The 21,452-nt window shown below is 41.8% G+C and carries 23 protein-coding genes; 19 read left to right on the top strand and 4 right to left on the bottom strand.

The window, feature by feature from the left end:
• The first annotated feature begins 26 nt into the window (after nucleotides 1-26).
• The 3 genes from CDG61_RS14730 (at nucleotide 27) to CDG61_RS14720 (ending at nucleotide 3,373) form a co-directional block, all read left to right on the top strand.
• Complete coding sequence (locus CDG61_RS14730; protein ID WP_086178446.1) at nucleotides 27-1,073, top strand: DUF932 domain-containing protein; 1,047 nt, start codon at nucleotides 27-29, stop codon at nucleotides 1,071-1,073.
• A gap of 143 nt (nucleotides 1,074-1,216) precedes the next feature.
• Nucleotides 1,217-2,260 (top strand): YqaJ viral recombinase family protein, encoded by a 1,044-nt coding sequence (locus CDG61_RS14725; protein ID WP_086178445.1) that lies wholly within the window; start codon nucleotides 1,217-1,219, stop codon nucleotides 2,258-2,260.
• Nucleotides 2,261-2,443: 183 nt separating this feature from the next.
• On the top strand, nucleotides 2,444-3,373 hold the full coding sequence (locus tag CDG61_RS14720) for a hydrolase or metal-binding protein (RefSeq protein ID WP_087550547.1): 930 nt from the start codon (nucleotides 2,444-2,446) through the stop codon (nucleotides 3,371-3,373).
• A gap of 117 nt (nucleotides 3,374-3,490) precedes the next feature.
• Here CDG61_RS14720 and cadR read toward each other — a convergent pair whose 3' ends face one another.
• Nucleotides 3,491-3,883 (bottom strand): Cd(II)/Pb(II)-responsive transcriptional regulator, encoded by a 393-nt coding sequence (gene cadR, locus CDG61_RS14715; protein ID WP_005312186.1) that lies wholly within the window; start codon nucleotides 3,881-3,883, stop codon nucleotides 3,491-3,493.
• An 86-nt stretch (nucleotides 3,884-3,969) separates the two neighbouring features.
• Here cadR and CDG61_RS14710 point away from each other — a divergent pair, with 86 nt between their 5' ends.
• The 12 genes from CDG61_RS14710 (at nucleotide 3,970) to CDG61_RS14655 (ending at nucleotide 14,330) form a co-directional block, all read left to right on the top strand.
• Nucleotides 3,970-5,265 carry a cation transporter gene (locus tag CDG61_RS14710; RefSeq protein WP_086178443.1) on the top strand — a complete coding sequence of 432 codons (1,296 nt, stop codon included), beginning with the start codon at nucleotides 3,970-3,972 and terminating at the stop codon, nucleotides 5,263-5,265.
• 10 nt (nucleotides 5,266-5,275) lie between these two features.
• Nucleotides 5,276-5,530 (top strand): FeoA family protein, encoded by a 255-nt coding sequence (locus CDG61_RS14705; protein ID WP_086178442.1) that lies wholly within the window; start codon nucleotides 5,276-5,278, stop codon nucleotides 5,528-5,530.
• Nucleotides 5,520-7,349 (top strand): ferrous iron transporter B, encoded by a 1,830-nt coding sequence (gene feoB / locus CDG61_RS14700; RefSeq protein ID WP_086178441.1) that lies wholly within the window; start codon nucleotides 5,520-5,522, stop codon nucleotides 7,347-7,349. Before CDG61_RS14705 ends, feoB begins: the two co-directional genes overlap by 11 nt.
• A 167-nt stretch (nucleotides 7,350-7,516) precedes the next feature.
• Nucleotides 7,517-7,951, top strand: coding sequence for an arsenate reductase (glutaredoxin) (arsC, locus tag CDG61_RS14695; protein ID WP_087550548.1), 435 nt, complete (start codon nucleotides 7,517-7,519; stop codon nucleotides 7,949-7,951).
• Nucleotides 7,952-8,009: 58 nt separating this feature from the next.
• Entirely contained in the window at nucleotides 8,010-8,330 is a 321-nt protein-coding gene (locus tag CDG61_RS14690; RefSeq protein ID WP_087550549.1) for a metalloregulator ArsR/SmtB family transcription factor, read from the top strand.
• 6 nt (nucleotides 8,331-8,336) lie between these two features.
• Nucleotides 8,337-8,810: an arsenate reductase ArsC gene (locus CDG61_RS14685; protein ID WP_087550550.1), complete on the top strand. Its 474-nt coding sequence runs from the start codon at nucleotides 8,337-8,339 to the stop codon at nucleotides 8,808-8,810.
• Nucleotides 8,811-8,817: 7 nt separating this feature from the next.
• A complete protein-coding gene (gene arsB, locus CDG61_RS14680; protein WP_004723197.1) occupies nucleotides 8,818-9,861 on the top strand; it encodes an ACR3 family arsenite efflux transporter in 1,044 nt (347 codons plus the stop codon).
• 5 nt (nucleotides 9,862-9,866) lie between these two features.
• A complete protein-coding gene (arsH, locus tag CDG61_RS14675) occupies nucleotides 9,867-10,571 on the top strand; it encodes an arsenical resistance protein ArsH (RefSeq protein WP_000174605.1) in 705 nt (234 codons plus the stop codon).
• A 17-nt stretch (nucleotides 10,572-10,588) separates the two neighbouring features.
• Complete coding sequence (gene trxB / locus CDG61_RS14670) at nucleotides 10,589-11,542, top strand: thioredoxin-disulfide reductase (protein ID WP_086178438.1); 954 nt, start codon at nucleotides 10,589-10,591, stop codon at nucleotides 11,540-11,542.
• A 101-nt stretch (nucleotides 11,543-11,643) separates the two neighbouring features.
• On the top strand, nucleotides 11,644-12,717 hold the full coding sequence (locus tag CDG61_RS14665) for an ArsO family NAD(P)H-dependent flavin-containing monooxygenase (RefSeq protein ID WP_004644575.1): 1,074 nt from the start codon (nucleotides 11,644-11,646) through the stop codon (nucleotides 12,715-12,717).
• A 29-nt stretch (nucleotides 12,718-12,746) separates the two neighbouring features.
• Nucleotides 12,747-13,091, top strand: coding sequence for a hypothetical protein (locus tag CDG61_RS17700; protein ID WP_004723194.1), 345 nt, complete (start codon nucleotides 12,747-12,749; stop codon nucleotides 13,089-13,091).
• Nucleotides 13,092-13,685: 594 nt separating this feature from the next.
• Nucleotides 13,686-14,330: a HEPN domain-containing protein gene (locus CDG61_RS14655; RefSeq protein WP_087550551.1), complete on the top strand. Its 645-nt coding sequence runs from the start codon at nucleotides 13,686-13,688 to the stop codon at nucleotides 14,328-14,330.
• 50 nt (nucleotides 14,331-14,380) lie between these two features.
• On the opposite strand, the gene CDG61_RS14650 is transcribed toward CDG61_RS14655, so the two are convergent.
• Nucleotides 14,381-15,571: an MFS transporter gene (locus CDG61_RS14650; RefSeq protein WP_087550552.1), complete on the bottom strand. Its 1,191-nt coding sequence runs from the start codon at nucleotides 15,569-15,571 to the stop codon at nucleotides 14,381-14,383.
• Nucleotides 15,572-15,593: 22 nt separating this feature from the next.
• Entirely contained in the window at nucleotides 15,594-16,022 is a 429-nt protein-coding gene (locus CDG61_RS14645) for a RidA family protein (RefSeq protein ID WP_317024027.1), read from the bottom strand.
• A 65-nt stretch (nucleotides 16,023-16,087) separates the two neighbouring features.
• On the opposite strand from CDG61_RS14645, the gene soxR reads away from it, so the two are divergent.
• Nucleotides 16,088-16,621, top strand: coding sequence for a redox-sensitive transcriptional activator SoxR (soxR, locus tag CDG61_RS14640; RefSeq protein WP_322887954.1), 534 nt, complete (start codon nucleotides 16,088-16,090; stop codon nucleotides 16,619-16,621).
• Between the two features lie 48 nt (nucleotides 16,622-16,669).
• Here the strand turns inward: soxR and CDG61_RS14635 are convergent, their stop codons facing one another.
• The gene (locus CDG61_RS14635) at nucleotides 16,670-17,593 is read right to left on the bottom strand and encodes a DMT family transporter (protein ID WP_087550554.1); all 924 of its coding nucleotides are present in this window, start codon (nucleotides 17,591-17,593) and stop codon (nucleotides 16,670-16,672) included.
• A 915-nt stretch (nucleotides 17,594-18,508) separates the two neighbouring features.
• On the opposite strand from CDG61_RS14635, the gene CDG61_RS14625 reads away from it, so the two are divergent.
• The 3 genes from CDG61_RS14625 to CDG61_RS14615 are packed head-to-tail and all read left to right on the top strand — an operon-like array spanning nucleotide 18,509 to nucleotide 21,426.
• Complete coding sequence (locus CDG61_RS14625) at nucleotides 18,509-19,636, top strand: Re/Si-specific NAD(P)(+) transhydrogenase subunit alpha (RefSeq protein ID WP_087550555.1); 1,128 nt, start codon at nucleotides 18,509-18,511, stop codon at nucleotides 19,634-19,636.
• Between the two features lie 11 nt (nucleotides 19,637-19,647).
• Nucleotides 19,648-19,968 (top strand): proton-translocating transhydrogenase family protein, encoded by a 321-nt coding sequence (locus CDG61_RS14620; protein WP_087550556.1) that lies wholly within the window; start codon nucleotides 19,648-19,650, stop codon nucleotides 19,966-19,968.
• Between the two features lie 3 nt (nucleotides 19,969-19,971).
• Nucleotides 19,972-21,426, top strand: a complete 1,455-nt coding sequence (locus tag CDG61_RS14615; protein ID WP_087550557.1) for an NAD(P)(+) transhydrogenase (Re/Si-specific) subunit beta — start codon at nucleotides 19,972-19,974, stop codon at nucleotides 21,424-21,426.
• Nucleotides 21,427-21,452: the final 26 nt, after the last annotated feature.

Genomic DNA, 21,452 nt, shown 5'->3' with positions numbered 1-21,452 from the left:
TCATTATTTACAAGCAGGATTATTTTATGGCACATCAACTAGAACAAATGGCCTATGTCGGTGAAACCCCTTGGCATGGTCTAGGCAACCCACTGACTCAAAACCAACCGATTGAAGTCTGGGCAAAGCAGGCAGGGATGGATTGGAGGATTGAGTCCTCCGATGTTAGTTACATGGCCCAAAACCAACGGGGTCAAAACATCATCATGCCGTATGAAGAACAGCGCGTATTGTATCGTTCTGATACTCATGCACCCTTGTCTGTGGTCAGTCAGCGTTATCAGGAAGTCCAACCGAAACAGATCTTGGAGTTTTACCGAGATTTGACGGAGCAATCAGGCTTTGAACTGGAAACCGCAGGGGTACTGAAAGGCGGTAAGAAATTCTGGGCTTTAGCTCGAACAGGACAAACATCTGCTTTAAGGGGTAAAGATGTCAGTAATGGTTACATTCTCTTAGCTACAGCTTGCGATGGCACACTGGCGACCACGGCGCAATTCACCAGTATTCGTGTGGTGTGTAATAACACCTTAGCGATTGCTTTAAAAGGTCAAAACTCAAGTGCAGGTGTGGTGAAAGTACCACACAGCACCAAGTTTGATGCGCAGAAGATCAAACAGCAACTCGGCATTTCAGTCCGTACATGGGATGAACACATGTATGAAATGAAGCAACTCAGTCAACGTAAAGTCACTCAGACAGAAGCAGCAGCTTACTTTGATGCCGTGTTTAACAACACTAGCCTAAGCAATGTAGAACAAGATGAGGGCATTATTCAGTTCTATCGTAATGTGGCATCACAAGCCAACCACACAACCAAAGCTGAAAACAAGACTGAACCGAATGGACGTGCCATGTCTAAAGTCATGACCATGTTTAATGGACACGGTCGTGGCGCAGAACTCAGTTCAGCCAAAGACACCGCTTATGGCCTGTTGTGCTCAATCACGGAATTTGCAGACCACGAGCGACGTGCCATGAGTCAGGATCATCGCTTAGATTCAGCATGGTTCGGTGCAGGGGCAGGCCTCAAACAACGTGGACTTGAACAAGCACTACGCTTAGTTGTTTAAGTTTCGATTCAGATTCAGGATTTAAGATCAGGACATGAGATCAATATGATCCTGTAACTCTCCTTAAACCTAGACACCTCTTTGCCACATCTCCAGATGTGGCTTTTTTTATGCCCAAAATTTAACAATTACAGGAAAATATTATGAACTCAGCCGTAATTCACTCAAGTCACACCAAAGCCAATCTCCATGCCGACCGTCCAAAGCTGTTTACCGCAAAACGTTTCGTAGAGACTAAAAATATGACTCAAGCCGAATGGCTCGAAGTCCGTCGACAAGGTATCGGCAGCAGTGACTGTGCCGCAGCCTGTGGACTCAATCCGTATATGTCGATGCTTGAACTGTGGATGATCAAGACCGGACGGATTCAACAAAACATTGAAGATGACAGCGAAGGCCATGCACCTTTGTATTGGGGCAAGCAGTTAGAGCCGCTCGTTGCTGAATACTACAGCATCCATACCAACTATAAAGTGCGTCGGGTCAATGCAGTCCTGCAACACCCGGATCCAGACAAACATTTTATGTTGGCTAACTTGGATTACTCAGTTGTTGGGGATGCAGATGTACAAATTCTGGAGTGTAAAACCGCAGGGGAATATGGGGCCAAGCTGTGGCGCGATGGTGTGCCTTTATATGTACTCTGTCAGGTACAACATCAGTTAGCAGTCACAGGCAAGCAAGCGGCACATATCTGTGTGCTGATCTGTGGGCATGAAACGCGCATTTTTAAAGTGACACGTTCTGAGTCGGTGATTCAGCATATTGTGAATGCCGAACGTTACTTCTGGGACTGTGTAGAAAAGGATACGCCACCTGAAGCGGATGCCAGTGATTCGGCAGCCAAAGCTCTACAACTGCTTTATCCAGAGCATGTACCGCTGAGTACTACGGACTTATCTGAAGACGAGCAAGCCAATCAACAGTTTGAACAGCTAATTCGAGTACGCAATCAAGTTGAGAAGTACCAACAGCAATTTGACTTACTCAAACACCAATTACAAGGCCAGATGCAAGAGGCTGAGCGTGCCACCTTTAAAGCGGGCTCAGTCACGTGGAAGAAGTCGAAAGATTCAATCAGTTTAGATACGAAGGCTTTACTGAAATCACACCCTGAATATCTAAGTCAGTTTCCACAAAGTAAGCAGGGTACACGACGTTTCAACATCTATTGTCATGATGACTAAAGGCTTTATTCAACTCAGCGCATATCTGCAAAAAAGCGCAAAACAGCCCCCGCTCCCTGTAAGCACTGAGGTACTTACAGAGAACAAAATGGACTGATTTGCGAAGATTTTTATACATCTGAAAAATAAATGATTTCTACATATTAACCAGACAAAAGTTAGAAATAACTTGAGGGCATTCACATGATTAAAGGTTTAGCGATTACACCACCGATCTTAGGTCGGATCAGCATCGGTAAGATGGCGGAGAAGAATGGTAAACGTGTCCCTGAAAAAGATGATCAGTTCACTATTACCAGCCAAATCCAAAATAAAGAGGGTTGGGTCAAACACCCCTTAGATGAGCAACTACGAGCTAAAGCTCAAAATCAAAAACTCAGAAGCATTCCAGTACGTATGCTCTTTAATGATCCTGAGCTGAACTTACGTGCAGAGTACAGCTTATTTGACCGACAGACAGGCCGACCTGTGTGTATTGGTAATGGAGAAACATGTCAGCGCTTAACCAATCAAGGGGTTGAGCATCATCCATGCCTATCTCCAGATTTATGTCCATTGGCACAAGGAGGATTGTGTAAACCCTATGGTCGTCTCTATGTGAATCTCGATGAATCGGATGAGTTTGGGACTTTCGTTTTTAGAACCACCGGCTTTAACAGTATTCGTACCTTAGCTGCTCGGCTCAGTTACTACCATGCTGCATCCAATGGCTTACTTTCATGCCTACCTCTACAACTCACACTGAGAGGCAAGAGCACCACTCAAAGTTATCGCACCCCTGTCTATTACGTGGATTTGACTTTACGTGAAGGCATTCATTTGCAAGACGCGATACATACAGCTAAGGAGATTGATCAGAAGAGTAAGTTGTGTGGTTTTAATCAACATGCCTTAGATCAGGCCGCTTTACAGGGCTATGTAAATTCGCAGTTTGAGGTGAATGTGGAGGAAGGCTTGGATTTGGTAGATGAGTTTTATACAGATGGACTTGTTGAATCTGAGCAAATGAAACCTGAGTCGAAACCTAAGGTTAAAGCAAAGTTCAATCATGGGGATGGTTTTGTGCAGGATATTCAGCAAGGGTTGCAGGGGAGTGTGAGGACAGTGAATTGAAGCTAATCGTAAAAAATCATTAGATTCTTTACGAGTTATACACTCGATTTATTTTTTATCATATTTAGTATCAATAGCTTATAGAGCTATCGTATTAAGTCTAAACTTTGTATTTATTCAAGCTAAATTTTTCAATACACCACATCTATCAACTGTGCATGAACCATCGCATGTCTTTCTTATATCTAATAATTGTTCAATTAGTTTTTGCTGATTTTTGATACTTTCTTGTACATCTACAATATGTGCGTCAATTAATTCATTTACTTCTGAACAGTTTTGGGTAGGTAAATCTTTATAAGAAAGCAATCTTTTGATTTCATTTAGATTCATATTTAGAGAGCGGCAATTAACTATAAATTTTAATCGGTCGATATAAGCTTCGGAGTACATTCTATAGTTCCCCTCAGTTCTTTCAGGTTGAGGAATAAGACCCTCCTTCTCATAGAATCTAATAGTTAGTACTGAACAAGAAGTTTTCTCAGATAACTCACCTATTTTTAAAAACATTGAAATCAACCAAATCTAGCTTGACTCTATAGTAGCTATAGGGATTCTAATATGCAATAAGTGAAAATATGACTATAGGTACATCCATGAGTGGTTGCGGTTGTAATGAAAGTTCTTGTGACGATACTAAACCCAAACAAAATATATCTGAAACTGATTCTTGTAGTGGTACAGATTTAAAAACTGAAACAAATAAAAAGTCTTGTTGTGATAAAGGTATTGCTAGCGAGTCTAAAGAGCAGATCATTGTAGATGCTTGTGGTGGTAGTCAGCCTTGTTCAACAAAGGCTAAATCATGCTGTGGAACAGATACAAGTAATCAGCAACAAGACATACATAAAGAAATAGGCAAAGCAATTCTCATTAGCGATTACACCATTCCTAAAATGGATTGTTCCGCAGAGGAACAGATGGTCAGAATGTCTTTGTCCTCTTTAGAAAGCGTTAATAGTTTAATTTTTGACTTACCAAATCGAAATCTAAAAGTTTTGCATGAAGGCAATACAAATTTAATTACTTCAAAACTTGAAGCACTCGGTTTTGGAGCAAAGTTAAATTCAACTGAAACCTATATTGATAACAAAAGCTCGAAGCAGACCAGCACCTATATCATACCTAAAATGGATTGTTCCGCAGAAGAACAAATGGTGCGAATGGCTTTAGCACCACTAAGTGAGGTCAAAGCTTTAGCTTTTGATCTTCCAAATAGAAAGTTACAGGTTTTCCATACCGATGGAATCTCAGAAATCACAACGAAACTTGAGGGTCTAGGTTTTGGAGCGAAGCTCGAAAGTACTGTTGAATCAACAGGAGTTTTACCTGACAGTCCTGATCCAACTAGTCAAGCTAAAGTTCTCAAAATACTACTCGCAATTAACGCAGTGCTTTTTGTCATTGAGTTTATTAGTGGCATTATTGCCGCTTCCACAGGATTAATCGCCGACTCTCTGGATATGTTTGCTGATGCTGCCGTTTATGGCATTGCACTTTATGCAGTAGGTAAAGCAGCAAAATATCAAGTTAGAGCAGCTCACTTCGCTGGTTGGATTCAGCTCTTACTAGCTGTAATTGTTATTGTTGATGTCGTTAGACGTTTTATGTTTGGTAGTGAACCTGAATCTAATCTCATGATTATCATCGGCTTCTTTGCACTTGCCGCGAATGTCACTTGTTTATATCTCATATCTGGGCACAAAGATGGTGGTGCTCACATGAAGGCAAGTTGGATTTTCTCAGCGAATGATGTGATCGTTAATATGGGTGTAATTCTCGCAGGAGTACTCGTTGCTTGGACAGGCTCAGCTTACCCTGACCTGATTATTGGAATTATTGTTTCTTTATTCGTGCTGAATGGTGCTCGAAAGATTTTGGCCTTGAAGTAGGACTTTTATAATGAACTTATTTCAAGTGAAACCAAATCAGTTTGCAAAGATTGTTGATCTCAAAAAAGGGGATCAATACACCAACAAAGACCCTGTACTTGAAAGACTTGAGTTACTGGGTTTTAGAGTTGGGGAATCTCTACAAGTTCTTGAAAAGGGGTTATTTGGTGGCGATCCAATCTTAGTTCAAATCGAAACATCACGCTTTGCCCTAAGAAAAAATGAAGCTGAACGAGTTTTTGTAGAGATCATCAATGAACACTAAAAATATTGCACTCATTGGTAATCCCAATTGTGGTAAAACCTCACTTTTTAACACTCTTACTGGTACTCGACAAAAAGTTGCAAACTATGCGGGTGTGACTGTTGAACGTAAGGAGGGTTTCTTTAAGTTACCTTCAGGAGATTCCGTTCGAGTATTGGATTTGCCGGGGACTTATAGTTTAAAACCAAGTAGCTTAGATGAAGAAGTAACAAGAGCTGTTTGCTTCGGTGAGCTAAAAGGTGAAGTATTACCTGACATTTTTGTTTGTGTTGTTGATGCTACAAATCTTCACCTTCATTTAAGCCTAGTACTAGAGGTCAGAGCGTTAAATAGACCGATGTTACTTGTCTTGAATATGATGGATGAAGTAAAAAAACGTGGAATTTCAATTGACACCTCAAAACTATCACAACTTTTAGGAGTGCCTGTTGTTGAATCCGTCGCTGTGAAAACAAAAGGGATTCAGGAGCTATTAACGCAGTTAGATCAAAAAAATCTATTTGTTGCACCTTATCATTCTGAGCTAAATCATTTTGATCAGATTAAATACATTACTAAGCAAGTTATTTTAAAAAATGACAGTGGTGATAAACGAACTGCATTTTTAGACAAAATATTTTTACATCCTGTCTTTGGCCTACTAATTTTGACGCTGACCATGTTTGTCATGTTTCAGGCCGTTTTTATTTGGGCACAGCCTTTCATTGCTTTTATTGAAGACTCAATTACTTGGCTAAGTGGTGCAATTGGCCCCTTGATTTCGCATCCATTATTAAGAAGTTTGATTGTTGATGGTGTGATTGCGGGTGCAGGCAGCGTTCTAGCTTATATGCCACAAATTCTTATCCTTTTCTTCTTTATTTTGATCTTAGAGGAATCGGGTTATTTGCCAAGAGCAGCCTTCTTATTAGACAAGCTTATGTCTAAAGCAGGGTTAAGCGGTCGTTCATTCATTCCATTACTTTCCAGTTTCGCTTGTGCTATTCCCGGAGTCATGGCAACAAGAAGTATTAGCTCTGAACGAGATCGTTTAGCAACGATTATGATTGCGCCATTAATGACATGTTCTGCTCGACTGCCTGTATATGCTTTATTAATAGCCGCGTTCATTCCTAATAAGTTGGTTTATGGGTGGCTCAGCTTACAAGGTTTAGTTCTGTTCGGACTTTACATGTCAGGAATCATATCTGCGCTATTGGTTTCTTTATTTTTAAAGTTAGTTCGAAAAGATAAAACTGAAAGTATTTTTATTTTTGAATTGCCGACTTACCGTTTACCAGATATTAGAAATGTGGCATTAGGCCTATATGACAGAGCAACAATTTTCTTAAAGCGAGTTGGTGGAATTATTGTCGCTTTATCAATTTTGTTATGGGTACTCGTGACATTCCCTCAGCCACCAGATAACGCCACAATGCCTGCAATTAATTACAGCCTAGCAGGGCAATTGGGGCACATCATTCACCCTATTTTTGCCCCAATCGGCTTTACATGGGAAATTTGTATTGCGCTCATTCCGGCAATGGCAGCCCGTGAAGTAATTATTGCTGCATTAGGTGTGATTTACGCTATGTCTGGGGATGAAGATACAGTCACACAAACTCTGCTCAGTCAAATTTCTGGGCCTGATGGATGGGGACTTGCAACAGGCTTATCACTTTTGGTTTGGTTTGTTTTTGCACCTCATTGTCTTGCAACATTAGCAACAATCAAGCGTGAAACAGGTAGTTGGAAACAACCAATTATTATGGCTACCTATCTGTTTTCACTAGCATATTTCTTCTCTTTTGTTACGTATCAGATTGCTAGCCGCATATAGTTAAGTTGAATATCGAACAGCGGTGAAATTATCGCTGTTTGTATCTTCATAATTAAAGTTAGAATTTTGAAGTAGAAGTTTTATTATGAAAATGGGTATATTGGGAATTGCATATATATGTTTATTCGTATATAAATATATTCAAAGATCCTGTTGAGTTTGAGCAAATGTCTGCTACTCCAAACGTTAAGATTTATCACAACCCTGAATGTGGTACGTCACGTAATACATTGGCATTAATTCGTAATGCCAATATTGAACCTGAAGTTATTGAATATCTTGTTAATCCTCCATCTAAAAGTGAGCTTATTCAGCTGATTGCGGATGCGGGTTTAACGGTGAGAGAAGCGATTCGTAAAAATGTTGCTCCATATACAGATTTAGGAATTGATCAAGAGGATTGGACTGAAGATCAATTGCTTAACTTTATGCTTCAGTATCCAATTTTGATTAACCGTCCATTCGTGGTGACTGAACTAGGAACTCGTTTAAGTCGTCCGTCAGAACTGGTTTTAGAAATTCTGCCACTCCCGCAAAAGGGTGCTTTCACTAAAGAAGATGGTGAACAAGTACTGGATGCAAATGGGCAGCGATTGAAATAAAAATTTCATGGATATATGTGAATATTGATATATCCATATGTTTGAGTGAGTAAAAAATATGGATCAAATCAATTTTTTTAAATGCTTAGCTGATGAAACGCGATTCAATATCGTCATGTTGGTTCTTGGAAATAATGAACAGTGTGTTTGTGATTTGACTGAAAAACTAGAGTTGAGCCAACCCAAGATTTCACGGCATTTAGCTTTACTGCGTTCTTCTGGTCTTTTACAAGATCGACGCCAAGGGCAATGGGTCTATTACAGTCTCAATCCCAATTTACCCATTTGGTGCGTAGAAGTACTTAACACCCTTAAAAATGCTGATTTACAGCCAAAAGTTGCTCCATCATTTCAACAAATCAATAGTTATTGCGAGTAGAACAACATGAAATTCCTTTTTTTGTGTACTGGAAATAGTTGCCGTAGCATCCTGTCAGAAGTGCTGTTTAATAGTCGTGCCCCAGAGGGTTGGAAAGCCTTTAGTGCAGGTAGTAAGCCATCAGGGCAAGTACATCCATTGACCATAGAAACTTTAGAAAATCTAGGTCTTTCAACAGATGGTTTGTGGAGTAAAACCATTGATGACTGCGAACAATACCAACCTGACGTTGTGATTACCGTCTGTGATTCGGCAGCACAAGAAGCATGTCCACTGTATTTAGGTGGTGCAATCAAAGCACATTGGGGTTTGGCTGATCCTTCACATTTGGATTTACCTAAAGAAGAAAAGCTCAAAGCATTCCAAGTCACTGTTGACCATATCAACCGTCGTTTAGATGCGTTATTTGCACTGGATACAGCGCACATGTCTCGTCCTGAATTGATTGCTTCAATCAATCACATCTCAGATATTGAATGAGAACATCATGGCTCAACAAAGACTGTCATTTTTAGATCGTAACCTCACGCTATGGATTTTCATTGCGATGGGGTTGGGAATAGCGATCGGTGTGTTCTTTCCACAAGCTTCAGTGGCTTTGGATAAAATGAGTGTGGATTCCGTCAATATTCCAATTGCGATTGGTTTGATTTTGATGATGTATCCACCGTTAGCCAAAGTGGATTATGCAGCTCTGCCACAAGTGTTTAAAGACAAGAAAACCTTAACGTTGTCTTTGGTACAGAACTGGGTGATTGCACCTGTCTTAATGTTTGCATTAGCCATTATTTTTCTACATAGCTATCCAGAGTATATGACTGGCTTAATCCTGATAGGACTAGCTCGTTGTATTGCAATGGTCTTGGTATGGAATGGTTTGGCCTGTGGTGATAACCAATATGTCGCAGCACTGGTTGCTTTTAACAGTATCTTTCAGATTTTGTTCTTTAGTACTTATGCTTGGCTATTCTTGACCTTTTTACCGCCTTATTTTGGCGTTGCAGGGCAAGTGATCAATGTCGATTTCTGGACGATTACCCATGCGGTACTGGTGTACTTAGGGATTCCATTTTTCCTTGGCTTTATGACGCGATTCACTCTAGTGAAAGCTAAAGGTCTGGATTGGTATCAAAATGTCTTCTTACCTAAGATTAGTCCACTGAGTCTACTGGCTTTATTGTTCACGATTGTGGCGATGTTTAGCCTGAAAGGGAACGATGTGGTGAGCTTACCGATGGATGTCTTGCGTATTGCGATCCCATTGACCATTTACTTTATCGTGATGTTCTTCATCAGCTTCTTCATGAGCAAATGGATGGGGAACGATTATCCTAAAACCACAGCAATTTCTTTTACTGCTGCGGGAAATAACTTTGAATTGGCGCTGGCCGTCGCGATTGCGACCTTTGGTTTAGCTTCACCAGTCGCATTTACCACGGTAATCGGCCCATTGGTTGAAGTACCAGTGTTAATTGCTTTAGTCAGTGTGTCTTTGTGGCTCAGAAAAAAGTTTTTTAAAGCAGAGGTGTAATTTCTATGACTCTCCCAAATGTAGATATGAATCTTTTGGATCAACCGACTTTAGAAAAGGTACAAGCTAAAGAATTGGATCATCCACCCCGTATTTTGCTGCTGTATGGTTCTAACCGTGAGCGTTCATACAGCCGATTGGCGGTGATGGAAGCTGGTCGTATCTTGGAGCAGTTTGGTGCCGAAGTAAAAATCTTTCATCCTAAAGGGCTGCCTTTACCTGAAGATGCGGACACTGAACATCCAAAGGTTAAAGAGTTGCATGATTTACTCGCTTGGGCAGAAGGAATGGTGTGGTGCTCGCCTGAGCGTCATGGCTCCATGAGTTCAATCTTTAAATCGCAAATAGATTGGATTCCACTGGCAGGCGGTGCAATTCGTGCAACCCAAGGTAAGACTTTGGCTTTGATGCAGGTCAGTGGTGGTTCACAGTCTTTTAACAGCTTAAACCAGATGCGTATTTTAGGCCGTTGGATGCGGATGATCACCATTCCAAACCAATCGTCTATTCCCAAAGCTTTTTTAGAGTTTGAAGAAGATGGACGGATGAAACCTTCATCCTTCTATGATCGAATTGTCGATGTAATGGAAGAACTATATAAGTTCACCTTGCTCACTCGTGGGCAGAGTCAGTACCTCACGGACCGTTATTCAGAGCGAAAAGAGTCGGCAGAAGAATTATCTAAGCGTGTCAATCAACGTAGCTTATAAACTTTAGGTGATCAGAAATGCAAAAGAGACATTCTAAATTAGTGATCTTAGGTTCAGGGCCTGCGGGTTATAGCGCTGCTGTGTATGCAGCACGTGCAAACTTAAAACCTACATTGATAGCGGGTATACAACTTGGTGGTCAATTAACAACGACCACTGAGGTAGATAACTGGCCGGGCGACCCAGAAGGTTTAACTGGTCCTGTACTTATGGAACGAATGCAAGCCCATGCTGAACGCTTTGGTACAGAGATTGTGTATGATCACATCAATGAAGTTGATTTAAGCGTCCGTCCATTTGTACTAAAAGGCGACATGGAAGAATTTACTTGTGATGCACTGATTATTGCAACAGGTGCGACAGCACAATACTTGGGTCTTGAATCTGAAGCTAAATTCATGGGTCAAGGTGTCAGTGCATGTGCAACTTGTGATGGTTTCTTCTATAAGAACCAAAAAGTCATGGTCGTGGGTGGTGGTAACACAGCAGTTGAAGAAGCACTTTATCTTTCTAATATTGCTGAGCATGTCACCTTAGTTCACCGTAGAGACAGTTTACGTTCAGAGAAAATTCTACAGGATCATCTTTTTGCCAAAGAAAAAGATGGCAAAATTAGCATTCTTTGGAACAATCAAGTTGATGAGGTCATAGGTGATAATACTGGTGTCACATCAGTTCGCTTGAAATCAACTTTGGACCAAACTATACAAGATGTTGAAGTACAGGGCTTATTTGTTGCTATTGGTCACAAACCGAATACAGGTATGTTTGACGGTCAACTCAACCTACGTGAAGGCTACATTCAAGTACAAAGTGGTACTTCAGGCAATGCAACAGCAACTTCTGTGGCAGGAGTATTTGCTGCGGGTGACGTTGCTGACAGCATTTATCGCCAAGCAATCACTTCGGCAGGCTCAGGCTGTATGGCAGCTTTGGATGCAGAAAAGTATCTTGATCAATTGAGCAATTGAAAGGCTCATTTAAACGCTTGAAAATTTTATAAAATACGCCCAGTCTGTTGAGTAGACTGGGCGTTATTTTGATTATGACTATAAATAATAGGAGAGAAGCTTTGACTCAATTACAAACTGAAGTCGATGTAATCATTATTGGTGGTGGTCAGGCAGCCCTTGCCACAGCTTATTTCCTCAAACGTAAGAAAATTCCATTTATTATTTTAGATGACCAATCTCAGGCAGGTGGTGCATGGTCACATGCTTGGGAATCTCTTCGTCTTTTTTCTCCAAATACTTGGAGTTCATTGTCAGGTTGGATGATGCCCACAACTGAGCAGACTTACCCAACGCGAAATGAAGTGATTGGCTACTTGTCAGCATACGAGCAACGATATCAATTTCCAATTATTCGACCAATTCATGTCGACCATATAGAACAAAAAGATGGCTATTTAGATGTGTATGCTGGCGATCAATATTGGCGAGCTAAAGCGGTGGTCAGTGCTACTGGGACATGGAGTCAGCCTTATATTCCCCATTATGAAGGATATGAACGATTTGAAGGATTACAAACGCATTCAGCACATTATGTAAATCCAGAGCCTTTTATCAACAAGAAAGTGATTGTAGTTGGTGGTGGTAACTCAGGGGCACAAATTCTTGCCGAAGTCTCAAAAGTTGCAGATACCACTTGGGTCACAGTAACACCACCTCAATTTTTATCGGATGATGTTGATGGGCGTGTTTTATTTCTTCGGGCAACTGAACGTTTAAAAGCCCAACAGGAAGGTCGTGTGATTGATCAACCCGTTGGTGGTCTGGGTGATATTGTCATGATAGACAGTGTCAAAGAGGCCCGCGAACGTGGCGTACTACATAGTAGAGAGCCTTTTACCTCATTTGAGGAGCATTCCGTTGTTTGGGCTGATGGTACAAGACAAGCAGTAGATGCTGTGATTTGGTGTACAGGGTTCAAAGCTTCATTGACTCACTTAAGAAGTCTTGATGTGGTAGAGCCTGATCAGACAGTTACTGTGAATGATGGGCGCTCAGTAAAAATAAATAACCTTTGGTTGGTTGGCTATGGGGAATGGACAGGCATGGCATCCGCAACACTCATTGGGGTTTCTAGAACAGCAAGAGCAACTGTAGATCAAATAGCTGCTTATTTGGCTAGGATCAATTACTAAAGTTAAGGACTGAAGGAACTATTGGTCAAGTGATAGATCATTTAAAGACTACAAAACGGCCATTACCACCAGATCGAATAATTAGAAGGGAGGAGGAGCTTCTTTCATTTATAGATACACCTAAAGAGGAATGGTCTTCAACACTACAACGTTATAATAAATTAAGAGAAATCGAATATAAGGAAGTTATCGAGGTTACAAGGTTTATTGAAAAACAGACTCCTTTTGCAACGCAGCATAGTGTAAAGGGGGCTGAGTTTGAGAATGTATTAGTGGTCTTAGGTGGTGGCTGGAATCACTATAAGTGGCCACAGCTTTTAGAGTTACTTGAGACTAAAAAATTGACTAAAGCAAATACGAAAGGTTTTTTATAGAGCACGTAATCTTTTTTATGTTTCCATTTCTTGCCCAATGACGAGGCTAGCTGTGTTAGCTACTCAAACACTATCTGATACAGCTCTTGTAACTGTGAATAATCTATTGGGGAGTGAAAATATTGAAGATTTATGTTTTGATACATAAAAATAAAGTTTACTCCAAATTTATACCTTAACTTAATTTTTTTATTTTAAGTTGCTGTAAATTAATGGATTATTTTATCTTGTTGTCCAATCCATCATAGGTGCGACTGAAATACGTGGCTGCAATGCTGAAATGGCGGACATAATTAAAAACCGTAGAACACTGAAATTGGGAAGATACAACAAGGTTGCGGATTATACGTGCTTTCCATTAAAACTGACACCCTGCATCCGAAACACAACACGACAGCACGTTTGACCTGTTTATGCAGCCTTCAGGGGGCTACATATTTTAACTGAACGAAAACAATAGACTGGGTGGAGATATATCAGTACTGATGCCCGATGAATATTACTGTGAACTATGACTTTGTGTTGATTGAATGAAAGTTTAAAGCAGGTTATGGTGATTTTATAAAAATATTAAAGATATTCGAGAGGGATACAATGCTTGTGCTGGAAGAGATATTTAAGGACAGAAAACATGAAAATACAGATCAGTTTAATCTCAGAATCCAAAGAGGGTTGAGCTGGCTGAAAAAAGCCATAGATCTGGATCAGGATATTGACCTGAAATTTATCACTTTGTGGATTTCATTTAACGCTGTATATGCGCAGGACACAACTGCCGTTCAGGATAAACAGATTCTCCGGCAGTTTATTGATAAAATCTGCCATGCTGATCATGAACATAAAATTTATAAGATCATCTGGGAAAAATACAGCCAGCCTGTCCGTCTGTTTATGCAAAATCCTTATGCATTTCAGGAATTCTGGGATTTTCAGAATCAGAAAATCAGTAAGTCTGAATGGAAAGAAGATTTTGAATCAGAAAAAAACAGAGCATTTCAGGCGCTTGAAAACAAAAACACGCCTGAAATGCTCATGATGCTGTTCAGTCGTCTGTCTACCTTAAAAACTCAGCTTATACATGGTGGTGCAACACATAACAGTACGGTTAACCGTAAGCAGCTGTACGATGGCTGTCATTTGTTATCTGCACTGATTTCGGCATTTCTTTTTCTGTTGCTTGAAAATGCAGCAATACTGGATCAGGGAAAACCTTTTTATCCTGTGGTGCAGATGTCATGAAAATATACAGAGCAGAGACAGCATCAGGCTGTCTCTGCTCTGCACTGAAATTAAGCGGTCTGCTGGCGGGATTGATGTAAGGTATCCAGCAGTGCAAACAGTGCGGAACCTGTGACCAGTAAAAGCCCAACCAGACAGGTCATGCTCCATCCTCCATGATGCCATGCATACACACCCAGTGCAGAACCACAGGCACCACCAATAAAATAGGCAGTCATATAAATGGAGTTGATCCGTGATTTTGCATCAGGGCGCAGTCGGAAAATAATATTCTGATTACTGCTGTGTACGATTGCCAGTCCAAAGCTGATGATCCCATATCCAAGTACATAGCTGATCAGTGACTGACCGCCGAAATAAAGGAATATCCAGCTGACTGCAAGTACAGCGACTCCTGCCCAGGTCAGTATTTTTGTATAACCACGGTCTGCGATTTTACCAATATATGCTGTGGACAGCGCACCAAATACACCGATCAGTGTAGCAACACCGACCATCACATCGGGAAGTTTAAAGGGTTCAGAGGTTAACAGCACAGCAATGGTTGAAAACAGAATGCTCATGGCTGCAAAAGCAAAACCACCTGTCATGGAGCGATAGATCAGACGGGGTTCTTCCCTTAACAGTACTCCCATGGATCTGAAAATAGAGGGATAGCTCATTTTCATCAGCGGTACCTGAGGCAGCCGTGATTTCAGCATGAAAGCCAGAATCAGCATCAGTACAGAGCTGAGTATATAGATCAGTTTCCAGCTGAACAGATCTGACAGTAATCCTGCCAGACTGGTGGACAGCAGTAAGCCCACCAGTAATCCACTCATCAGAAAACCTACAACTTCACCGGTTTTTTCAGGTTTAACAGCCATCGTTGCAAGTGGAATCAGTACCTGAGCCGCTACTGAAAACAGACCCGCAATGACCGTTCCGAGCCACAGCATCGGCAGATTGACTGCAAATGCACAGATCAGCAGACCAATGGCAGCCAGGAACATCAGCAGGGGAATAAAGCGGGTTTTATTGACAATATCTCCAACAGGAACAATGAATAATAACCCCAGAGCATAAGAAATCTGAGCAAAAGTCACGGTCAGGGCAACCTGAGATTCAGGAACATCAAAATATTGCTGTATGGAATGAACCAGTGGCTGACAGTAGTAGTTGGCTCCAGCACAAAGCCCGCAGGCAATTGCCATGAGCCACAGCAAGGCTCTGTCCTGACTGATATCGAGAGGAGAATTCATGTGAAAACACCTTATTGTTCTGTTATTTACAATAGGCGGTTGCTTCAATTTCTATCAGCATACCTGGTATGGCAAGACACGGAACAGGAATAAGGGTACAGGCAGGAAAATCATGATGTTTCCAGCGTTTCTGCATTTCCTGAATTAAAAACTGATGTTTTTTAGGGCTGTGATCAACCACTAAAACTCTTAACACAGCGATATCCATCAGATCAGCCTGAACATGTTGCAGGGCATTTCGCAGATTCTGAAAAGCCTGATCACATTGTTCAGAAAAATCTCTGGATAATAGTCCTCGTTGGTTTTCACCACCTTGTCCTGAGATGTGAAGTAAACGTGAAAAGTGTTTAACTTCTGCGATGTGACTATACGCAAAAGGGCGTGGATTATAAAGCGTATTGGGGTTCATCAGTCTGAAACATGGTGTATGAATTGTTATTTCCGCATTCATCATCTTTCCTGCACACAATTTGTTATAGTGCTCAGTATCAAAGCTCAGGTTAACTTGAGGTCAAGGTGGAAAAGATTGAAAAACCAGCTGAAGAACATCGGATTCATCAATGGCTGAGTATTGGTGAGCTTGCCACACGCAGTGAAGTCAGTGTGCCTGCCATCCGTTTTTATGAAGAAAAACAACTGATATGGAGTACAAGGACTGCGGGGAATCAACGCCGTTACCATAGGGCAATGCTCCGCCGTGTTGCAATCGTCAGAGTGGCTCAACAGGTGGGAATCAGTCTGGCACAGGTGGCGGAAGCATTTTCAGCACTGCCACGCAACGATATGGCAACACAGCAGGACTGGAAAAATATGTCCCTTGCCTGGCAGGGAATGCTGGATGCACGGATCACAGGTCTCTTGCAGCTCAGGCAGCAGCTGGATAAATGTATAGGCTGCGGTTGTCTGTCGCTCACACAATGTCCCCTACGAAATCCAGGGGATTGTCTAGCTGAAGAATCTGCGGGAGCACATTTTCAGGAGCTTTTACTGAAAATGGAAGCTGACAGAGCATGGGTTGAAACGGGAAATGTAGAAGCAGGTATTCAGTAGATTTCATGAATAATGCTGGGCTGCATTATTCATGAATAGTCATGTATTTCAGGACAGTCTTTTTTTGGACAGAGTAATCATCAGTACCCCAATAATATTCAGAATACATCCAAACCACTGTAATGAATTCAGATGCTCACCCAGAAAAGCAACGGCAAGCAGAATAGTCAGCACAGGACCAATTGAACCAATCATGGCGGACTGTGCAGCGCCAAGACGGGAAATACTCTGGGCAATCAGGACTGTAGGAAGTACAGTCACGAGCAGACCCAGAGCCAGTCCATACCACAGAACAGTTGAGGGGAGTTGGGACAGCAGTGCGACAGGCTGAGGTGTTACGATTATAAAATGAGTCAGTGTGCCAATGCAGGCGATACTGAGTGCAAGCCCCGTATAGTTCCATGAGCCAAATTTCTGAATCAGTCGTGGTGTCAGCAGCAGATAAGATGCAAAACACACGGCACTGGCAAACACCAGGCTGACACCTAACCAGAAGTTTCCTTCATGTGGCACCGTACTCTGTTCCTGAAGCATCACAATGACTGTCCCGCCATAACTGAGTGCTATGGCGAGTACACTTTTTAGACTCAGTTTCTGTTTCAGAATAAAACTGGTGGCAATCACTGTCAGGGTTGGATAAAGAAACAGGATAATCCGCTCCAGCGAGGCACTGATATACATCAGGCCTGTAAAATCCAGCCAGCTTGAAAAATAATAACCGATCAGACCTGCCAGAATCAGCAGCAACCAGTCTCTGGCAGCAATCTGCCTGTTTCTATGACGGTTGATCCAGCAGATCAGCAGGAAAAAAGGCAGGGCACTGCCCATTCTTAAAGCCATGAGTACAGTGCCGTCCACTAAAGGCGACATAGCATAAGTCTGTTTGATAAATATTGCTTTGGTACTGAACAGGAATGCTGCACTGAGTGCAAACAGGGAACCCAGCTGAGTACTGCTCAAAGAAAACTTCATATCTGATCGGTCGGTTCAGGCTTATTGAACATTCAGTATAAATTCCAGTTCATGGGAATAGAAATGCAAAAAAAGAATCAGTGAAGGCAATAAATGGAATGAGTACAGTTAAAAAATGCACAGTTTTTCAGCATTTTCTCTCTATATCTACTTTAAAGGACTGTCTGAACATACAGAAGAAATTGGTATTGGTTTCAGATGTAACAAAGGCGTGGGGTTTTTGACATACTTATGCGTTGTTTTGGTGCGTTTTTAGGCATGGATACATGTCTGACCTTTATGAATATCAATTGTCAAAATGGCAAATAAAAAAAGTTTAAAAAATTTTTTTCCTGTTTTGTACTTAAGGCGTATAAGAAACCATAACTGCATTTAAGTACTTTTTTTTATTAATTAAATTAAAAAATGGAATGATAGCTGACTCGTAAAACTGACAGAAGTTAATGAATATTCAGCCAATCTTTGTACAGCTTATTTCACTGTAAATTGTCAGAAAAGCTAATTTATCAGTGATAAAAGGCTGAGTGTGTTGTTTTAGCTGCAAAATTGAGATGCGATAAAAATGTGAATAATGCGCTGAATCTGGTCTAAAAAGTCAAACGACAGGAATGTTATGTTCTGGGGTGGAACTGGAATGATCAGGGGAACAGCTGAAATGTTGACAGGAATGGCTGGGATTTGATTGAAAGGTAAAAATTAACCTGTCATAAAATCAAGGCAGAATGAATATAGGATATATCGTACGATTATTTTTATGAATCATCAGTTCAAAATATGGGTATTTATTAAATAAATATTGGGTAGTATTTTATAAAAGTTCAATTAGAATCCAAAAATTCATAAGAACGCATCCTGGGGGAAACATCGGTTATCCACGATGTTTACTTGAAGAAAAATTTAGCTTGAGGAACGCTCATGCAGATTGGAATCCCAAAAGAATCTGTCGTCGGTGAAAGCCGAGTAGCCGCTACGCCAGAAACTGTAAAAAAGTTAATCAGTGCTGGTCATAGTATTGTTATTGAACGTGGAGCAGGCGTTAGAGCTGCTTACATTGACAGTGCCTATGAGCAGGTTGGTGCAAAAATTACCGACGATGCCTATACAGGCAGTCAGATTATTCTGAAAGTTCGTGCACCTCAGGGTGATGAAATTCAAAAACTTGCACCAGAAACGACTGTGGTTGCAATGTTTGACCCATACCGTAATACGGAACTGGACAAGTTTGCTGCACAGCAGGTCAATGCTTTTGCACTTGAGCTGCTACCGCGTACGCTATCCCGCGCACAGAACATGGACGTCCTGTCTTCACAGGCGAACCTTGCAGGTTATAAGTCTGTTCTGCTTGCGGCTGCTGAGTACCAGCGTATGTTCCCAATGCTGATGACAGCAGCGGGTACGGTGAAACCAGCCCGTATTGTAATCATGGGTGTGGGTGTTGCAGGTTTACAGGCGATCGCAACGGCGAAACGTCTGGGTGCTGTGGTTGAAGCAACAGATTTACGTCCTACTGCACGTGATCAGGTGGAATCCCTGGGCGGTAAGTGGCTGGATGTACCGATGTCTGATGAAGAAAAACAGAAAGCTGCGGATGCTGCTAAAAACGGTTATGGCTGGATGCCGGGTGAAGACTATATCCGTGATCAGGCGATTATTGTGGATAAAGCAGTTTCCAATGCTGACATCGTGATTACGACAGCTTTGTTACCAGGTCGTGATGCACCGCGTTTAATCAAAGCTGAAACAGTTGCCAAAATGAAACCAGGTTCAATCATCCTTGATATGGCGGTTGAAAGTGGCGGTAATGTGGAAGGCTCTAAAAACGGTGAAAATGTTGTCACAGACAATGGTGTTACGATTTTAGGTATTCCGAATATTCCTTCCACCGTATCGACAGAAGCTTCTGCACTGTATGCACGTAACGTTTTTAATTTCGTTGAAACTTTATTTGATCAGGATAAGAATTTTAAACTGAATCAGGAAGATGAAATTCAAAAAGCTCTTTTAGTGACTCATGGCGGCCAGGTGCTGCTGAAACGTGGTTAAGGAGATTAATCATGGTTGAAACTATTACGATTTTCGTCCTGGCCATTTTCGTGGGTTACTACGTGGTCTGGGGTGTAACACCAGCTTTACATACACCGTTAATGGCGGTAACCAATGCACTGTCATCCATTATTATTGTGGGTGCGATGATTCAGACTGTCGGTATTCCAGGTATTGTGGATGCAAATGTACAGTTCCAGCAGATCAATGTTGTCAGTGTGCTGGGTGCAGTTGCTGTATTCCTTGCAAGTATCAACATTTTTGGTGGTTTCGCGGTGACTGCGCGTATGCTTGAAATGTTCAAGCCAAAGCCAAAGAAAAAAGAGGGCTGATCCATGGAATTCATTAAAGAATATGCGGATTGGTTCTACCTGGTAGGTGCAGTCCTTTTTATCCTGACTTTACGTGGTCTTTCGGGTCCTAAAACAGCAATTCAGGGTAACCGTTACGGTATGATCGCCATGGCGATTGCTGTCATCACAACATTCTTTGTTGCTGACCATCCGGTGGTCTGGATGATCGGTGGTGCGATGGTACTGGGTGCGGTTGTGGGTATTGCCCGTGCACGTACAGTTCCAATGACACAGATGCCTGAAACAGTTGCACTGATGCACTCACTGGTTGGTCTGGCGGCGGTACTGATTGCAATTGCTGCTATTCTGCACAATAACCAGCTGACTGCACTGTTCGCACAGAATGAAGCTGCTTTAACTGCAGCAGGCGTTCAGCATGCGCACATGAGCAAAGTTCATCTGTTTGAACTGTTCGTGGGCTGTTTTGTGGGTGCGATCACGTTCACAGCTTCTGTATTTGCTTACGGTAAACTGGCTGCGAAAAAATGGGCAAAAACCATTTCTGGTGGTTGGGTTAAACCTGTACAAGCAATTATCTTCATTGCGATGCTGGCATGTGGTATCTGCTTCTTTACGACAGGTAATATGCAGGCATTCTGGGCAATGACAGCACTTGCACTTGCATTTGGCTGGGTATGGATTGCACCGGTTGGTGGTGGTGATATGCCGGTTGTGGTATCGCTTCTGAACTCATTCTCTGGCTGGGCTGCTGCGGGTATCGGTTTCACACTTGAAAACAACATGCTGATTGTTGCGGGTTCGCTGGTAGGTTCATCAGGTGCGATTCTGTCTTATATTATGTGTAAAGCAATGAACCGTTCAATCATCAACGTACTGTTTGGTGGTGCGATGGGTGGTGCAGCAGTTGCAGCATCTGATAATGGTGAAAAAGCTCAGCGTAACCACCGTTCAGGCTCAGCAGATGATGCCGGTTTCCTGATGTCAAATGCAGACAGCGTTGTGATCGTACCTGGTTATGGTATGGCACAGGGTCGTGCACAGAATGCAGTAAAAGAACTGTGTGAAATCTTAAAAGAGCAGGGTGTAAAAGTCCGCTTTGCGATCCACCCGGTTGCTGGTCGTATGCCTGGTCACATGAACGTACTTCTTGCTGAAGCAGATGTTGCTTATGAAGACATTCTGGAAATGGATGAGATCAACTCAGACTTCCCAGCAACAGATGTGGTGCTTGTTATTGGTGCAAATGACGTTGTGAACCCAGCGGCAAAAGATGACCCAAGTTCACCAATCTATGGCATGCCAATCCTTGAAGCACATAAAGCACGTACCATTATGGTGATCAAGCGCTCTATGGCAACAGGTTATGCGGGTCTGGACAATGATCTGTTCTATAACGAAAAAACAATGATGATCTTTGGTGATGCGAAGAAAGTTGTTGAAGATATGACGAAAGCCATTAATGGCGGCGGTCATTGAGTATCGACTTCTGAAAGCCCTTCTTT

Origin of the sequence: Acinetobacter sp. WCHAc010052, from assembly GCF_002165295.2 — a bacterium.
In the GTDB taxonomy this organism is placed as follows: Bacteria; Pseudomonadota; Gammaproteobacteria; order Pseudomonadales; family Moraxellaceae; genus Acinetobacter; species Acinetobacter chinensis.
The sequence above is the reverse complement of the archived record's forward strand: the minus strand, read 5'-3'. Positions and strand labels throughout refer to the sequence as shown.

What these genes read in the sequence shown, in the direction of transcription:
- CDG61_RS14730 (WP_086178446.1), top strand. Translation starts at nt 27, where the DNA reads ATGGCACATCAACTAGAACAAATGGCCTATGTCGGTGAAACCCCTTGG.
- CDG61_RS14725 (WP_086178445.1), top strand. Translation starts at nt 1,217, where the DNA reads ATGAACTCAGCCGTAATTCACTCAAGTCACACCAAAGCCAATCTCCAT.
- CDG61_RS14720 (WP_087550547.1), top strand. Translation starts at nt 2,444, where the DNA reads ATGATTAAAGGTTTAGCGATTACACCACCGATCTTAGGTCGGATCAGC.
- cadR (WP_005312186.1), bottom strand. Translation starts at nt 3,883, where the DNA reads ATGTTTTTAAAAATAGGTGAGTTATCTGAGAAAACTTCTTGTTCAGTA.
- CDG61_RS14710 (WP_086178443.1), top strand. Translation starts at nt 3,970, where the DNA reads ATGAGTGGTTGCGGTTGTAATGAAAGTTCTTGTGACGATACTAAACCC.
- CDG61_RS14705 (WP_086178442.1), top strand. Translation starts at nt 5,276, where the DNA reads ATGAACTTATTTCAAGTGAAACCAAATCAGTTTGCAAAGATTGTTGAT.
- feoB (WP_086178441.1), top strand. Translation starts at nt 5,520, where the DNA reads ATGAACACTAAAAATATTGCACTCATTGGTAATCCCAATTGTGGTAAA.
- arsC (WP_087550548.1), top strand. Translation starts at nt 7,517, where the DNA reads ATGTCTGCTACTCCAAACGTTAAGATTTATCACAACCCTGAATGTGGT.
- CDG61_RS14690 (WP_087550549.1), top strand. Translation starts at nt 8,010, where the DNA reads ATGGATCAAATCAATTTTTTTAAATGCTTAGCTGATGAAACGCGATTC.
- CDG61_RS14685 (WP_087550550.1), top strand. Translation starts at nt 8,337, where the DNA reads ATGAAATTCCTTTTTTTGTGTACTGGAAATAGTTGCCGTAGCATCCTG.
- arsB (WP_004723197.1), top strand. Translation starts at nt 8,818, where the DNA reads ATGGCTCAACAAAGACTGTCATTTTTAGATCGTAACCTCACGCTATGG.
- arsH (WP_000174605.1), top strand. Translation starts at nt 9,867, where the DNA reads ATGACTCTCCCAAATGTAGATATGAATCTTTTGGATCAACCGACTTTA.
- trxB (WP_086178438.1), top strand. Translation starts at nt 10,589, where the DNA reads ATGCAAAAGAGACATTCTAAATTAGTGATCTTAGGTTCAGGGCCTGCG.
- CDG61_RS14655 (WP_087550551.1), top strand. Translation starts at nt 13,686, where the DNA reads ATGCTTGTGCTGGAAGAGATATTTAAGGACAGAAAACATGAAAATACA.
- CDG61_RS14650 (WP_087550552.1), bottom strand. Translation starts at nt 15,571, where the DNA reads ATGAATTCTCCTCTCGATATCAGTCAGGACAGAGCCTTGCTGTGGCTC.
- CDG61_RS14645 (WP_317024027.1), bottom strand. Translation starts at nt 16,022, where the DNA reads ATGAATGCGGAAATAACAATTCATACACCATGTTTCAGACTGATGAAC.
- CDG61_RS14635 (WP_087550554.1), bottom strand. Translation starts at nt 17,593, where the DNA reads ATGAAGTTTTCTTTGAGCAGTACTCAGCTGGGTTCCCTGTTTGCACTC.
- CDG61_RS14625 (WP_087550555.1), top strand. Translation starts at nt 18,509, where the DNA reads ATGCAGATTGGAATCCCAAAAGAATCTGTCGTCGGTGAAAGCCGAGTA.
- CDG61_RS14620 (WP_087550556.1), top strand. Translation starts at nt 19,648, where the DNA reads ATGGTTGAAACTATTACGATTTTCGTCCTGGCCATTTTCGTGGGTTAC.
- CDG61_RS14615 (WP_087550557.1), top strand. Translation starts at nt 19,972, where the DNA reads ATGGAATTCATTAAAGAATATGCGGATTGGTTCTACCTGGTAGGTGCA.